This is a genomic window from Paraburkholderia sp. RL17-337-BIB-A (genome assembly GCF_046025895.1).
Lineage (GTDB): Bacteria > Pseudomonadota > Gammaproteobacteria > Burkholderiales > Burkholderiaceae > Paraburkholderia > Paraburkholderia fungorum_C.
Window position 1 is genome coordinate 2,944,976 of the sequence record NZ_JARESY010000002.1, and the last position, 15,879, is coordinate 2,960,854.

Annotated in this window: 7 protein-coding genes and 1 pseudogene; 6 read left to right on the forward strand and 2 right to left on the reverse strand. The window is 61.5% G+C overall.

Annotation, left to right across the window (positions count from 1 at the left end; translation table 11 throughout):
* Nucleotides 1-2: 2 nt before the first annotated feature.
* Entirely contained in the window at nucleotides 3-1,112 is a 1,110-nt protein-coding gene (locus P0D84_RS33860; protein WP_408343990.1) for a LacI family DNA-binding transcriptional regulator, read from the reverse strand.
* 326 nt (nucleotides 1,113-1,438) lie between these two features.
* On the opposite strand from P0D84_RS33860, the gene P0D84_RS33865 reads away from it, so the two are divergent.
* Both P0D84_RS33865 and P0D84_RS33870 read left to right on the forward strand, forming a co-directional pair.
* Nucleotides 1,439-2,392, forward strand: a complete 954-nt coding sequence (locus P0D84_RS33865; RefSeq protein WP_408346244.1) for a carbon-nitrogen hydrolase family protein — start codon at nucleotides 1,439-1,441, stop codon at nucleotides 2,390-2,392.
* A gap of 162 nt (nucleotides 2,393-2,554) precedes the next feature.
* Nucleotides 2,555-2,956: a PPC domain-containing DNA-binding protein gene (locus tag P0D84_RS33870; RefSeq protein ID WP_408343993.1), complete on the forward strand. Its 402-nt coding sequence runs from the start codon at nucleotides 2,555-2,557 to the stop codon at nucleotides 2,954-2,956.
* A gap of 101 nt (nucleotides 2,957-3,057) precedes the next feature.
* Here the strand turns inward: P0D84_RS33870 and P0D84_RS33875 are convergent, their stop codons facing one another.
* On the reverse strand, nucleotides 3,058-3,960 hold the full coding sequence (locus P0D84_RS33875; protein ID WP_408343996.1) for a LysR family transcriptional regulator: 903 nt from the start codon (nucleotides 3,958-3,960) through the stop codon (nucleotides 3,058-3,060).
* A 125-nt stretch (nucleotides 3,961-4,085) separates the two neighbouring features.
* Here P0D84_RS33875 and metE point away from each other — a divergent pair, with 125 nt between their 5' ends.
* The 4 genes and pseudogenes from metE to P0D84_RS33895 all read left to right on the forward strand — a co-directional run.
* Nucleotides 4,086-6,377 carry a 5-methyltetrahydropteroyltriglutamate--homocysteine S-methyltransferase gene (metE, locus tag P0D84_RS33880; protein WP_408343999.1) on the forward strand — a complete coding sequence of 764 codons (2,292 nt, stop codon included), beginning with the start codon at nucleotides 4,086-4,088 and terminating at the stop codon, nucleotides 6,375-6,377.
* Nucleotides 6,378-6,599: 222 nt separating this feature from the next.
* Entirely contained in the window at nucleotides 6,600-7,883 is a 1,284-nt protein-coding gene (locus P0D84_RS33885; RefSeq protein WP_408344002.1) for a cystathionine gamma-synthase family protein, read from the forward strand.
* A 375-nt stretch (nucleotides 7,884-8,258) separates the two neighbouring features.
* Nucleotides 8,259-11,063 (forward strand): type VI secretion system Vgr family protein, encoded by a 2,805-nt coding sequence (locus P0D84_RS33890; RefSeq protein ID WP_408344005.1) that lies wholly within the window; start codon nucleotides 8,259-8,261, stop codon nucleotides 11,061-11,063.
* A gap of 904 nt (nucleotides 11,064-11,967) precedes the next feature.
* A pseudogene (locus P0D84_RS33895) lies at nucleotides 11,968-15,852 on the forward strand (RHS repeat-associated core domain-containing protein); the annotation flags it as partial.
* Between the last annotated feature and the right edge of the window lie 27 nt (nucleotides 15,853-15,879).

Here is a 15,879-nt window from a genome sequence, read left to right on the forward strand (position 1 = left end):
CTTCAGGATTCCTGTTGTTGTGGGCCACCGTTTCGGGCCGCATAGTGGGAAGAGATGTTTTTGACAGATTGCCCGCCGCGAAGCGAAACGGGCAGCACGAGCCGCGGCTCGGAATACGCTGGATCAGCCACTTTCGACAGCAGGAGTGTCGCCGCATGCCGGCCCATTTCCGCCTCCGGGCGCTCGATGCAACACAGCGCCGGTGAGACGAGGTCGCACCACTCAGGCGTGCCGACGAGGATCAGCGAGAGGTCGTCCGGCCAGCGGATGTGGCGTGCCTGAAGTTCCATCAGCACGCCCCTGCCAAGATCGAGGTGATTGGCCAGCACGAGGGCCGTGACGTCGCCGAGAGGTAGTTGGGCGGCGAGGCGCCGGCCTTCGCTGTGGGTCAGATCGCCCAGCAGCATCCAGTCTGGTTTCGGCTCGATGCCGGCTTCACGCAACGCGTCGACATAGCCGTCAGCGCGGTGCCGGATGTTCGGTATGGGTGAATCCCAGCCGATGAAAGCGATGCGCCGATGGCCGGCTTCGATCAGGGTACGTGCGGCGAGATAGCCGGTCATGCGGTTGTCATGCCCGACGAAGTCGCGCTCAGGCAACTCGGTTCCCACAGGGCGCTCCAGCACGACTGTCGGCATTGCGTGCCGGCGCAACAATTCGCCGCTTTCCGTTCCCGACAGCACCGGGCAGAGGATGCAGCCGTCGATGCGCTGGGCGACGAGCCGCTCGAGGATCATCCGCTCCTGCTCGAGACTCTCGTCGCTGTTGCAGATGAGAACGACGTAGCCGGCCCGACGGGCGACGGATTCGACGTCGACGCAAATGCGCGTAAAGAACTCGTTTCCAAACTGCGGGACCAGCACCGCGATGATGCCGCGCTCCTTGCCCTTCAGCCCGCTCGCCACGGCGTTCCTGACGTAGCCGAGTTCTCTTACGGCCTCGACGATCCGCTGACGCAGCGCCGGGCTGATCGCCTGATCCTTGTTGTTCAGGACGTAGGACACCGACGCGATCGATGTTTGTGCCAGACGGGCGACGTCCTGGATAGTCGGTACGCTGCTGCGCTTTGACACCCCGCCCCTCCTGTAGGGAAACAATACCGCCTCGGTCAATCTGAAAAATGACAGCACTTAATCGTTTAGATTCGGACTTAAACGTTTAAGTTAAGTCATTTGACAAGAGGGACCGGCTGGTTGTCAATGGGGGCGCACCATGAGATTGGTGGTTGTCGGGCGACGTCGACAGCCAGCGCGTGACGCTGCGCATCGAGCAGGGCTAGCACCGCCAGGATCGCCAAGGTGATGCGCCGGTGCTGGTCAAGCAGGAAGCTTCGCCTGCTAGCAACCTATACTTTGTAGTGACTAATTCGAGCTGGCGCAGTCCAAATTGCAAGCCGGCGCGCTTTCGATTGCAGCCCTTACATGAGTGGAGAATTCTGATGCAACAGAAATTACGTGCTGCGGTTGCGCAATCGGGATCCGTCGTCTTCGATGCTGACAGAACGATCGATAAGGTCGCGACGTTCACCGCCGACGCCGCGCGGCAAGGCACTCAACTTATCGTCTTTCCTGAAGCATTCGTCTCAGCCTATCCAAAGGGGCTCGATTTCGGCACGACAATCGGTGGAAGAACGGCTGCCGGGCGCGACGACTATCGCCGCTACTATGACAGCGCGGTAGAAGTGCCAGGTCCCGGTACCCGCCGGTTGGGCGAGATTGCCGCCGAGTACAGGCAATACATCGTGATCGGCGTAATCGAGCGGGACCACGGCACGCTGTATTGCACTGCGCTGTTTTACGGTCCGGACGGCATGATGCTCGGCAAGCATCGCAAGCTGATGCCAACTGCTGGCGAGAGGCTGATCTGGGGCTATGGCGATGGGTCGACCCTGCCGGTTTTCGACACGCCGTTCGGCAGGCTCGGGGCGGTCATTTGCTGGGAAAACTACATGCCGTTGATGCGTATGGCAATGTACGCAAAGGGGGTTCAGATTTACTGCGCCCCCACCGCCGACAGCCGGCCGACATGGGCTTCCTCCATGCAGCACGTTGCCCTGGAGGGTCGCTGCTTTGTGTTGTCGGCGTGTCAGCACCTGCGCCGATCGGATTGCCCTGCCGACTATGCCGCAATCCAGGGTAACGATCCGTCCACTGTACTGATGAGCGGTGGAAGTTGCATCGTCAGTCCGCTTGGCGAACTCATAGCCGGGCCGGTCTTTGAGCAGGATGCATTGCTCGTGGCCGATCTCGACCTCAACGACCTTGCCCGGGCCAAATATGACTTCGATGTCGTGGGTCACTACTCGCGTCCGGACGTCTTCCGTCTGTATGTCAACGAAGCAGCGACGCCTCCCGTCGTATTTGAGAAAAATGGATTCGGCAGCGGCTCCTGAAGGGTCAATGCGGGCAAGCGAAAGAGCGGCAGCCGCAGGCCGAACCTTCCAGGTTGCCCGCTTTTCTTGACCAGACGGTCCTTATCCGCGAAAGCCGCGCTCAATTGCGGGAAGCCTCGATCCGTCTTAACCTGTCACGACACTCCCGCCTGGAACCGCTCGATGCAAGCACTCCCTTTGCGCCTCTTTCCCGGCGACGATCTGCGTGTCGCCCTCGAAGACGTCTTGCGTCAGGCCAAGGTGCAGGCGGCCTTCGTGATCCAGGGCATCGGGAGTCTCAGCGTTGCCCAATTGCGCTTTGCCGGAGCAGAGGATCCGACCGAGCTGCGCGACGATCTGGAAGTCCTGACGCTCGCTGGGTCCATATCACCTGATGGAGCGCATCTGCACATGTCGGTTTCCGACTCGCGCGGTCGAGTGTCTGGTGGTCACGTGGGACACGGTTGCTCGGTCCGTACGACAGCGGAGGTATTGCTGGCGCTTCTTCCCGAACATCGCTTCTCACGGGAGCGCGACTTGAGTTCAGGGTTCATGGAACTGGTGATACGAAATAACGACTCATGAAGCAGGCTCGACGTGTGCGTCCGCATAGGCGCCGCTCGTGCGCGACCCTCGTCTGCAAACGTCCGCAACATCGGCGACGACGTTGAAATGCAAGTTGGTTGCTACGTTTCAGTCGAGACTTCCGCCGGCTTGCGCGCCAGATCGACGAACGCCTTGAGGTAATCAATTTCAGTGTCCGTCTCGCGGGCGCCCAGGAAAATCTGCTTGGCGATGCCCTTTCGCCCGAGCCGCACCGGAACAATGTTCATCTTGCCGGCATACTCTTCCACCAGCCAGCGAGGCAGCGCCGCGACGCCCCTGCCGCTTGCCACCATCTGCAACATGATGTCGGTGGTCTCGATCACCTTGTGGCGCCGGGGCGTAACGCCAGCGGGCATCAGAAACTGATTGTAGATGTCGAGTCTGTCGGTCTCGACCGGATACGTGACCAACACCTCCCGCGTCAACTGCGCCGGCTTCACATACTCGGCGGTGGCAAGCGGATGCTCGCGATTCACCACCAGCACCTGCTCGTAGTCGAACACGGGTTCGAAGCGCAAGCCCGGCTTGTACAGCGGATCAGGCGTCACCAGCAGGTCGATCTCGTAACCGAACAAGGCACCAATCCCGCCGAACTGGAATTTCTGCTTGACGTCCACATCGACGTCCGGCCAGCGCGCGAGATACGGCGACACCACCTTGAGCAACCATTGGTAGCAAGGATGGCATTCCATCCCGATGCGCAACGCGCCCCGCTCGCCCTGCGCGTACTGGCCAAGGCGCTCTTCAGCGACAACCAGTTGTGGCAGCACTCGGTTTGCAACGGCTAACAGATATTCACCGGCCTGCGTCAAGCGCAAGCTGCGTCCCTCGCGCAACCAGATATCCGTGCCCAGTTGCTGCTCCAGTTTTTTTATGGAGTGGCTGAGTGCGGATTGCGTCACGCAGAGGATTTCCGCCGCCGCGGTCAGCGAGCCGTGCTTGTCTACCGCCTGGACGATGGCGAGATGAATTCTCTCAAGCATGATGGCACGTGGGTAAGTGATACATGAGCAAAACTAATGGTTCGTTGAATTAACACCATTTTACTTCATAAATCGCCTTCGCTACGATCCACGGATCCGCAACCCGACCGAATCAAGGCGACATGATGGCAACAACACATAATCTGGGCTTCCCGCGTATCGGCGCGAAGCGCGAACTGAAATTCGCACTCGAGTCTTACTGGAAAGGCGAGTCCTCGCTCGGTGAACTGAAAGCGTTAGGCGCCCAATTGCGTCAGCGTCACTGGGCACACCAGGCCGACCTCGGCTTCGCGGCCGTCGGCGATTTCGCCTTCTACGACCAGGTGCTGGACATGAGCTTCACCCTGGGCAACCTGCCGGAACGGGTACACGGCTTCCATGGCGATACCCTCGATAACTACTTCCGCGTCGCGCGCGGCCGTTCGGCCAGGGGCGCCGAGGAGCACAGCGCATGCTGCGGCGGCGTCGCCGCCGGCGAGATGACCAAGTGGTTCGACACCAACTATCACTACATCGTCCCTGAATTCAGCGCTGGTACCGAATTCAAGCTCGATTCGTCGGGCCTGCTCGAACAGCTGGCCGAGGCCAAGGCACAAGGCGTCAAGGCCAAGCCGGTGATCATCGGCCCGGTGACCTATCTGGCACTAGGCAAGGCCAAGGACGACTCCGACAAGCTGGCCCTGTTGCCGCGCCTGCTCCCGGTCTACGCGGAACTGCTGAACACGCTCGCGCTGCAAGGCGTCGAATGGGTTCAGATCGACGAGCCGATCCTCGTCACCGAATTGTCGACGCAATGGCAGCAGGCTTATAAGACGGCGTACCAGGCGCTCGCCAATGGCAAAGTCAAGCTCCTGCTGGCCACTTACTTCGGTCAGTTGCTCGATAACCTGTCGCTTGCCTGCAATCTGCCGGTGCAGGGCCTGCATCTGGATGCGATCAATGCCCGTGCCGAAGTCGATGCAGTGATCGCCCAACTGCCCAAGGATCGCGTGCTGTCGCTCGGCGTGATCAACGGCCGCAACATCTGGAAGACCGATCTGGCAAGCGTCCTCGACTGGCTTGAACCGGTCGCGAGGCAATTGGGCGAGCGCCTCTGGATCGCACCGTCCTGCTCGCTGCTGCACGTGCCGGTGGATCTCGAAAGCGAGCAGAAGCTGGATGCCGAAGTCCGCTCGTGGCTGTCCTTCGCATTGCAGAAACTGGGGGAACTGAAGGTGCTGGCCACCGCGGTGAACCAGGGCCGCGATGCCGTCAAGGCAGAACTCGCCGCCAACAGCGCCGCCATTGCCGCACGCCGCGCTTCGCCGCGCGTGAACAATCCGGCGGTTAAAACCGCGTTGGCGAAGATCAATCCGGCATTGGGTCAGCGCAAGAATGTCTATCCGACGCGCGCCGCCAAGCAGGCTGCCTTGCTGAACCTGCCCGCCTATCCCACCACGACCATCGGCTCGTTCCCGCAAACCGGCGACATCCGCCATGCACGCAGCCAATTCAAGAGCGGCGCGCTGGATGAAGCCGGCTACAAGACCGCGATGCGCGCCGAGATCGAACGCAGCGTGCGCGAGCAGGAAGCCCTCGGTCTGGACGTGCTGGTGCATGGCGAAGCCGAGCGCAACGACATGGTGGAATACTTCGGCGAACAGCTCGATGGCTACGCGTTCAGCCAGTTCGGCTGGGTACAGTCGTATGGTTCGCGGTGCGTCAAGCCGCCGATTCTGTTCGGCGACATCAGTCGCCCGAAGGCGATGACGGTCGAATGGATCATATACGCCCAGTCCCTCACCAGCAAGCCGATGAAGGGCATGCTGACCGGCCCCGTCACGATTCTGAACTGGTCCTTCGTGCGCGACGATCAGCCGCGGTCGGTCTCGTGCTACCAGTTGGCACTGGCAATCCGCGAAGAAGTGCTGGACCTCGAGAAGGCCGGCCTGCGCGTGATCCAGATCGACGAGGCCGCCTTGCGCGAAGGCTTGCCGCTGCGTCAGTCGCAGTGGCAGGAATACCTCGACTGGGCGGTGCAATCTTTCCGCATCACGGCCAATGGCGTGGAAGACGAGACGCAGATCCACACGCATATGTGCTATTCGGAGTTCAACGACATCATCGCGTCAATCGCCGACATGGACGCCGACGTGATCACCATCGAGACCTCGCGCTCGGATATGGAGTTGCTGGACGCGTTCGACAACTTCAACTATCCGAACGAAATCGGCCCGGGCGTGTACGACATTCACTCGCCGAACATCCCGACGCAGGCGCACATCGTGCAACTGATGAAGAAGGCCGCCGAACGCATTCCGGCGCAGCGCCTGTGGGTGAATCCGGACTGCGGTCTGAAGACGCGACAGTGGGAAGAAGTCATTCCGGCACTGACGAACATGGTGGCGGCTGCCAGGACGCTGCGCGCTTCCGTCTGAGGCGCACGCGCCGTCGCAAAACCCGTCGTCTCGCACCTTTTGCGACGAAGCCGGCCACCTTCGGGTGGCCGTTTTCCTTTCCCGCCGCGCTCCTCGCTGTGAATCGTCGCCGTGGAGTAGCATGGTCAAGCGCTAGCCTAAAGAGCGATCCTCTTGAGCGTATTGCGCGCCGCGACTGCAACCACCGTTCGATCTTCCCCACGACATGGCACGGAGCAAAGCATGGCCTATCGCAACTATCACAAGCGCAAGATTGCGGACCGCGATCTGCATCCCGAAACCCAGATGATGTCGTACGGCTACGATCCCTTCCTGTCGGAAGGATCGGTGAAGCCGCCCGTCTTTCTGACGTCGACATTCGCGTTTCGCACCGCCGAGGACGGCGCCGACTTCTTCGATATGGTTTCGGGCCGCAAGCCTTCACCGGAAGGCGAAAGCGCGGGCCTCGTGTATAGCCGCTTCAATCACCCGAACCTCGAGATTGTCGAGGATCGTCTGGCGTTGCTCGACGGCTCCGAATCCGCTGTCGTGACATCGAGCGGCATGGCCGCTATCGCGGCAATCCTGCTGGCATTCCTGCGGCCGGGTGACTGTGTGGTGCAGTCGGTCCCGCTTTATGGCGGCACCGAAACGCTGATTGCCAGGTTTCTGCCGGAATGGGGCATCCAATCCCAGGTGATCGACGATGGTCTTTCGGTGGAAGCGATCCGCAACGCGCTCGAAGCGGCAGCGCAAAAGGGCAACGTGCGGATGTGCTACATCGAGACGCCGGCCAATCCGACGGATGCCTTGTTCGATATGGAAGGCCTGCGTCGCGAGATCGATGCGTTCGAGACGCGCCACGGTTATCGTCCTCTTTCCGTGTGTGACAACACGCTGCTGGGTCCGTTGTATCAGAAGCCGGCGAAGCAAGGCATCGATCTGAGCGTGTATTCGCTGACGAAGTACATCGGCGGTCATAGCGATCTGGTGGCGGGCGGGGTCACCGGCAGCCGAAGCCTCGTCACGAAAGTGCGCGCGATCCGCAGCATGCTCGGCTCGCAACTCGATCCGCATTCGTCATGGATGATTACGCGTTCCATGGAGACCCTCGTGCTGCGCATGGAGCAGGCTGCGCGCAGCGGCAGCGCCGTCGCCCGATGGCTTGCGACCAATCCGTATCGCCCCCTCAAGGTTCTTCATCCGGAACTGATTGACGACCCGGCCTACCAGGCGGTGTATCGGCGTCAATGCACCGGGCCCGGATCGACGTTTGCTTTTGTGCTCGATGGTGGCCGTGAGCAGGCGTTCAGACTCATCAACGGCCTGACGTTGTTCAAGTCGGCCGTGAGCTTAGGTGGTACGGAGTCGCTGATCTGTCACCCCGCCTCGACGACGCATTCGGGCGTGCCAGCAGAGGCGCGCGCCAAGGCAGGCGTGTCGGAGGGGTTGATTCGGGTATCGGTGGGATTGGAGCATCCCGATGATCTGATCGCGGACCTGTCGTACGCGCTGGAACACTGTTGACGCGAACGCCGTACGTACGGGAAAAGGCTTCGCTCGCTCCCCTGCAAAACTTAGACGATGCCGTGCGGCTTGCAATAGCGCACGGCATCGTGTCATTCGCTGTCGAGCGTCGTCACGCTTACGGAGTCGCTGGGCCGAGACAGAAGCAGCGTTGTCCAACATGGTTCAGGCCGCGAAGACATTGCGTCAACAACTCGCCTACAACCGCGCCGCCCAGAACACCCCCGCCACCATCTGTAACGTTTTGTGCAAGCGCCTTTGTTACTCGACAAGGGTTTGCGAGATTCAAGCAGATTTTCTATAGATTTTTTGCCGGTTCCGTCCGATATTCGGTGCGCAAATTATTACGCACTGCACACAGACGGAGGCGAGCGGATGGCGGAGGCAATCAGCAAAGGTCAAATCAGGAGCGCGGCGGCACAATGGGTTACTGGACGCCAGTCATATCGCCTGGACGTCACACAGGCACCGCCGAGCGATGGCCTGTCGATCATTTCAGTCGAAGCGATCGAACGGCTGGGCGAACCCTACAGGATCACGCTGGAACTGACGGCCAATGTCGACCTGAATCGTGCCGACTACCTGGGCCGCGATGCGACCTTCACCATCGACCCTCCGCCCGACGGCGGCGAGGCCCGAACTTTCAACGGCTGCATCACGCAGGTGACCCGAACGCGCAGAACGCGTGACTTCTGCGCTTATAGGATCGTGGTCGAAGCGCATATCGCCCGGTTGCGCCTCACGCGCGCCACGCGCATCTACCAGAATAAATCGGTGCCCGACATCATCGCGGATATCCTGCGCCGTCACGGTTTCAGCACGCACCAGTTCAGTTTCAAGCTGCGGCGCGCGTTTCCCAGGCTCGCATTTCGTATGCAATACCAGATGTCGGACTGGGACTATATTGACCTGCTGATGCGTCAGACAGGCCTTTACTGCTTTATCCGCCCAGGCAAGATCGGCGACGAGGTGCATTTCGCCGACGACGTGGACGGCTATACGTACCGGCCTGACGTGATCATCCCCTATCGCGAGACCTCGGGCCTCGAGTCGGGTCACGAAGCCGTCATTGCGTTGCAGACGCATTACGAGACCATTGCCGAATCGGTGCGCGTGGCGGACTACAACCCGGACGATGCATGGGAGCGTTTCGACGCCGAGGCCAATGTCGCACGAGACGACAAAACCACGTGGGGGCAGACGTACGTATTCGGTACACACCACCTGAATGCCCAGGAGGCCGCATGGGAAGCGCGCCTGAGACATGAGGCCGCGGTGGCGTGGCAGATCGTCTACGACGGCAGCAGCACCGTGCATGACCTGTGCCCCGGCCTCGTGCTGAAGCTCGATGAAACGCTACCGGACGCGCCGCACGGCCAGGTCATCATTGAAGTGGTGCATCGAGCCGCGCGCAACGCATCCTATATCAACACGTTCCGTTCGATCCCTTCGGGGCGTCCGTTCCGCCTGAAGCTCGAAGAACACAACTGGCCGAAAATCGCGGGCACGCTTTCGGCACGCGTCACGTCGCCGAACAACGACGCAGAGGCGCACCTGACGTTGGCGGGTCACTACCCGGTGCGATTCGATTTCGACTACGACGAATGGCCGGAAGGCGGCGAGTCGGTGCCGCTACGGCTCGCGAAGCCATTTGCCGGCGCGAACCAGACGGGTTTTCACTTTCCGCTGCTCAAGGGCACTGAAGTCGGCGTGGCATTCATGAACGGCAACCCAAATTGTCCGTTCATAGCGTTCGCGCACCATCATAGCCAGGCCGTCGATCTCGTGACCGGCCAGACCGGCTGGAACACCCGCAACGTGATTCGTACACAGCGCAACAAGCTGCGCATGGAGGACAGGCAGGGCAAGGAAGGCATCAAGCTGTCGACCGACTACGGCGGCAAGACACAGCTCAACTTGGGTTACCTGGTCGATTCGCAGCGGCAGCCGCGCGGCGAGGGGTTCGAACTGTACACGCCTCTATGGGGCGTGCTGCGCGCGGGCAACGGTCTGTTCTTCAGCGCCGACGCGCAGCCGGCGGCCAACGGCCACGCATTCGACATGAGCGTCGCGCTGGACCAGCTGCAGGCGGCGCAGGCGCGCATGCAGAGCTTGTCCGAAGCAGTCAGCAAGGCCCAAGCGGTGGTCGCTGCGTGCGACGCGCAAAAGGCGCTGCTCGAAACCCAACTCAAGGACTTGCAGCAAGCCGTGCTGCTCGCCTCCGCGCCACATGGCGTGGCGCTCACCAGCGGCGAACACCTGCAACTCTCGGCAGGTGGGCACTTCTTCACGACAACGGGTGGCAATGCCGATGCGGCTATCGGCGGCAACTATACGATGGCGGCGGGTCAAGCGGTGTCGCTGTTCGCTAACACGCAGGGCATGAAGATTTACGCCGCTGCGGGCAAGGTGGATGTGCAGGCGCAGGGCGATGCGCTGTCATTGTCGGCACTGAAAGGCGTCACGATCGCGAGCACCAGCGATTCAATCACGCTGAACGCGGACAAGTCTCTCACGCTGATGTGTGGTGGCGCCTATATCAAGCTGTCAGACGGACAGGTGGAGATTGGCAGCGCGGGTGATATCAAACTGAAAGGCCCGCTACGGGTCGGGCCGTCCGGCACGCTACGCGAAGCCCTGCCGCTGATGCCCGCACAGGAGGCGACCGGCATGCAGTTGTGGCATGCGTACCCGAACGGCAAGCCGGTGCCGAACGCGAAATACAAGGTGACGTTTCCCGACGGCAGCTGGCGCGACGGCACGCTCGACGCGAACGGTCGCGGCACGCTGTCCAATGCGCCGCGCGGCGGCGGCACGGTCGAATACTTCGAAGAAGCGCACGACCTGGAGGACAAGGCGCGCAGGTGGGTGGACCCCAAGGGTACGCCGCGGGTCGCGGGTTCCGGCAGTGCTGCCGGTAACGCCGCTGGCGGCGTCCTGCCGAGTCTGGCGGGTCCTGCGATGGCGGCTGTTGCGTCTGTGAACCCGATTGCCTCCACGGTTACCAGTGTGGCAAGCGAGGTCGCTACAGGAGGCGTTGCGCCGCTTGAAAAGACTGCGTTGGGCGCGCTCACCCATCAAGCAATGTCTGCGGCCAGCCGTGCCGCTCCGCCCTCCTCCGACGTTTCCGCGCTCCCGCAGAGCCTGCTGAAGCCGCCCCATCGGCTGACGGCTGACTAAGCGTTGCCCTCCTATTCACCGGATCACCCACCAGAGCATGCCCAGCGCGAACACCCCGAACTCACCGAACACTGTTGTCCGACAGATTCCGCAGGAAATCAGGAACAACGCCGAGGCCCGGCGCGTCATCGCCAGCCCGGTTCCGGCACCTGTCACGCGACCCAATCTCGTGCAGGTCGGCGTCGACTCAGTGTCGAACCACAGCCACGAAATCTTCATCCAGTGCCTGTATATGCTGCCCGTGGTCGGCAATGCCATGTCGCTGTATGACGTGGGCACCGACATTTACCGCCTATGCAGCGTGACGGGCGCGGCAAAGAACCTGTTCAACTGGGGCATCCTCGCGGTCGATGCAATCGGCGTCGTGCCTGCTGCGGGCAATGCGAGCCGTCCGGCGCGCGCGGTGGTCAAGGAGGTGCTGCTCGCGTTTGCCAAGGGCGCGGCTGTCGGGGTGCTGGTTGACCTGTTCTGGGCGAGCGCTGGCGGCGACGTCATCGCCTTCATGTCAAAGCTCGATGAAAAGCTGAAGGGGTTTAAACAGGACATCGTGAAAGGCGTACGCGATGCATCGCGCACCGTACGCCGCTTTGTGGAGAATCCGGTTTCCGCAGCCGAACAGATAGGCGCGGTGAAGAAGAACACCGGATTTCTGTCCTGGGTGCCGACCGCTGAGGAAATCGCCCTGCACGGGATCGACGAACTGCTGAAGGTATCGGGCAAGCGCGACGCGATCCTGGCCTGGCTTGACGAGTTCGACCGCAATACCGGGCCGATGCTCGACAAGGCGTTCGGCGATGCCGCCACAGCGGGCACGCTGATATTCATGGCCGCGCAGATCGTCGAAGAAATCAAGGCGCGGCGCGCGCACAGGCCATCGCACGTCGCGCAGGCGGCGCCAGGCACGATGAAAGAGCCTCACACGAAACCCGGCGAACATCGCGACACCACGCAACTAGGCGCGAAGCCCAGCAACCTGCCGGCAAAAAAGGGCTGCGGCTGCCCGAGTACGGCCAGCGCCAAGCCCGTGAACTATGCGATGGGCGATGAAAACCTGGAACAGACGGATTTCACGCTCGATGGCGTGGTGCCGATCGTCTGGACACGCCGCTATCGCTCGAGCCTCGCGGCATACGACGACAGCCCGCTGGGCGCGCGCTGGAGCAGCCCGTATCACCTGTCGCTGGAAGTGAAGGACGGCGCGCTCGTATTCTTCGATCCCGATAACCGTGCCGTTCCGCTGCCGCTTGTCGAAGTGGGCGCATCCGTTGAAGTGCCAACCGAGCAACTGCACGTCAGCCGCCCCGACGCGCGGCACCTGCAACTCACCTATCTGGACGGCTCGCGTGAAGACTATGAACGGCATGGCACGGCAACGCGGGAGCGTTACCGCCTGACCGCGCGCACCTCACGCGACGGTCTCGGGCTTACGTTCGACTACAACGATGCAGGCGACCTGGTCACGATCAGCGACCGCGCGGAAAACACGATCCGCATGGAGTACGCGGGCGGGCGGATCGCGTCGATCCATCGCGTGAGCGCCGGGAGCCGTCGCACGGAAACGCTGGCGTCGTACAGGTACAGCCCTGAAGGCGATCTGATCGAACATCAGGACATACTGGGCCACCAGCGCCAGTTTGCGTACCAGCATCATTTGCTGGTGCGCTACACGGATTTCAACGGGCGCGCCGCCAATCTCGAATGGGACTGGCCGGGCAAGCGCTCGGGCCTGCCGGCCCCGGCTGACACGAATTGCGTACGCACCTGGCTTGCTCACAACGAGCGCGAAGTGTACGAGGACACGCGCTTCGAGTATCACCGCGAACACTGGTACACGAAGGTCACGGACGCCGCGGGCAATGCCACCTTCCACCGCTACGATGCGTATAACCGCATCGTGCTGGTCGAACATGGCGACGGCACCAGTGAGCGTTTCGACTGGGACGAGAACCACAATCTCATTGGCATCCGCGATGCGCTGGGGCAGATGCAGCGCTTCGAATACGACGCCAGTGGGCGCGTGATCGCGGTCACTGACGCGCTCGGCAATACGACCCGCACCGAATACAGTGCGCAAGGGTTGCCGGTCACGGTCACGGCCGCTAACGGCGATGTCACGCGGACCGCGTATGACATGCTCGGACGGCCCGTGGCGGTGACAGATGCGGCAGGACGCACGACGCAATACGTCTGGAACAGTGCGGGTCGCGTGCTGTCGCTCACCGACCCGAAAGGCGGCGTGAAGCAGTTCCGGTACGACCGCGCGGGGCGGCTCACGGAAGCCGTCGATTGTTCTGGCTATGCCACGGCTTATAGCTACGACGAGCGCGGCTATCTGGCAAGGCGCACCGACGCCGAAGGCAATATCACCGCATACAGGCACGACGCACGCGGCCAACTCGTGCAGCTCACGCACGCGAACGGCGTTGCGGAACAGTTCGGCTGGGACGGCGAAGGCAACCTGAAGTCGTACCGCGATGGCGCGGGGCAATTGACCGAATACAGCTTCAACATGCGCCGCCAGCCGACATTGCGCAAGGATGCCGCCGGTCACCAGATTGTCTATTTCCATGATTCGCATGGGCGGCTCGAGCGGTTGCGTAACGAAAACGACGAAGTCACGGAATTCCGTTACGACGCGCTCGGCCAACTGGTCGAACTGAAGGATTTCGACGGCCGCACGACCCGCTATGCCTACGATGAGGCTGGACGGCTTACCGGCTCGCACGAAGGGGACGTGGAAACCGAGTTCGTGCGTGACCCGCTCGGGCGGCTCACGAAGCGCGACATACGCGCACCTGGGATGGGAACCTATAGCGAACGTTTTTACTACGACGCACGCGGGCGACTCGTGACCGCGCAGAGCGAATCCAGCCTCGTACAACTGCACTACGATGACGCGGGCAACCTGATCGCTGAAGAACAGCATCAGCTTCCCACTATGGAAGCGGAATACGTGACTGTCACGCGTCACGAATACGATGCGTTAGGCAACCGCACCAAAACCATCCTGCCGAACACACGCACCATCGACTGGCTGCGTTACGGCTCGGGACATGTGCATGGCATGCTGATCGACGGTCAGCCGCTGGTCGATTTCGCGCGTGACAAACTGCACCGCGAAACCGGGCGCACGCATACCGCATTCAGCCAGCAGCGCGAATACGATCCTGCCGGGCGGCTGGCGCGGTTCGTCGTCAGGCCTGCGAGCGCGGCCAGCCCGCACGAACGAATCGCGGAACGCCGTTTGCAGTACAGCGCAGCGGGACACCTGACGCGCATCGAGGACCGCACGCGCGGCGTGACCGACTACACCTATGATCCGGTGGGGCGGCTGCTGAAGGCCGTCACCCCGGACCTGACGGAAATCTTCGCGTTCGATCCGGCGGGCAATCCGGTGGACCCGGAGAAAGTGACGCCGCCGCCGGTCGTGGAAACGCCGCAGGAAAAAGCGCAACGGTTTGCGCGCGAGTCCGCGGAAGATGCCGCATGGCTGCGTGCGCATCCGGGCGAGAAATATCCGCCACTACGGCACAACAAGCGCGGGTCCGAGGACTGGGCGAAGCTGTATGAGTGGAAGCGGTCGTTGCCGAAGTGCATCGGCAATGTGCTGGCCGAACTGGACCGTGTCCGTTACGACTACGACGAGCGGGGCAATCTGACACGGCGGGTTGAACGCGACGGGCGGACGTGGCTGTATCGGTACGACGTCGCCAACCGTTTATCGGAAGCGAGCCGGTATGCGAGAACACCGGGCGCCGACGAACTGGACCGCATTGAACCTCTTGCGAATGGCGGCGTTAGTTACCTTAACGGCACCGCACGCGCGGAACAGGTGGTGCGTTTCCGCTATGACGTGTTCGGGCGGCGCACGTTGAAGGAAGTTGAACGGGCCGGTGGCGGAATCGATCGCACGGTGTTTACGTGGGACGGCGACGTGCTGCTGATGGAGGAACGTTTCCACGAGCCGTTGCGACAAACGCGCGACGTTCGTCCGTATCGCTATCGCTCGGCGCGGCTGGTGCGTGAGGATCCGAAAGACCCGTATTCGTTGCCTGTCGCGCAGCGCATGCATACGCTGGCTGAAGAGCATCAATGGCAGGCCGCATCGATTTATCTGTATGAAGCGGGTTCGTTCGTGCCGCTTGCTCGGCTTGATGAGACGATAGTTGAACATGCGCATCTGGCGACTGGGACCGATGGGCGCTTTGTGCAGATGCCGGCGGTGACGCGACATGCCACGTTGTTCTATCAGAATGACCATTTGGGCACGCCGCAGGAGCTTACGGATGAGTCGGGGAAGGTGGTGTGGCTTGCGCGGTATAAGGCGTGGGGGGGATGGAAGGATACTTGGAGGGAGAAGCCGGATCCGGTGGGGGGTGGTAATGCGCTGTGTTTTCAGGGGCAGTATCATGATGAGGAAACGGGGCTGCACTATAACCGGCATCGGTACTATGATCCGCAGACCGGTCGGTTCATATCGAAAGACCCGATCGGGCTCGCGGGTGGCTTGAATCCATATCGGTATGCGCCTAACCCGATTGGCTGGATTGATCCGTGGGGGCTGTCGTGCTCTATATCCGGAAAAATTCATGACGGAGCCCAAGGAAAGCACATTCCCGGTCACAACAACTATATTCAAGGAAAGAGCATCTTGAGCGGTGATGCTCAATCTCTGTTGAATCGTTATCACGCTGGAGATGTGGTGAGTTCAAGAGCGGTAACGGATACAAAAGTGAAGGTCGATTTTGGCGATAATTGGAATTCATTTGTCCCCAGATGGAGTTGCTACTAAGACGTCATCTGGCATAATTCACAG

Bases quoted from the DNA above. Each gene is read 5' to 3' on its own strand.
- P0D84_RS33865 (WP_408346244.1), top strand. From the start codon at position 1,439: ATGCAACAGAAATTACGTGCTGCGGTTGCGCAATCGGGATCCGTCGTC.
- P0D84_RS33875 (WP_408343996.1), bottom strand. From the start codon at position 3,960: ATGCTTGAGAGAATTCATCTCGCCATCGTCCAGGCGGTAGACAAGCAC.
- P0D84_RS33870 (WP_408343993.1), top strand. From the start codon at position 2,555: ATGCAAGCACTCCCTTTGCGCCTCTTTCCCGGCGACGATCTGCGTGTC.
- P0D84_RS33890 (WP_408344005.1), top strand. From the start codon at position 8,259: ATGGCGGAGGCAATCAGCAAAGGTCAAATCAGGAGCGCGGCGGCACAA.
- P0D84_RS33885 (WP_408344002.1), top strand. From the start codon at position 6,600: ATGGCCTATCGCAACTATCACAAGCGCAAGATTGCGGACCGCGATCTG.
- metE (WP_408343999.1), top strand. From the start codon at position 4,086: ATGGCAACAACACATAATCTGGGCTTCCCGCGTATCGGCGCGAAGCGC.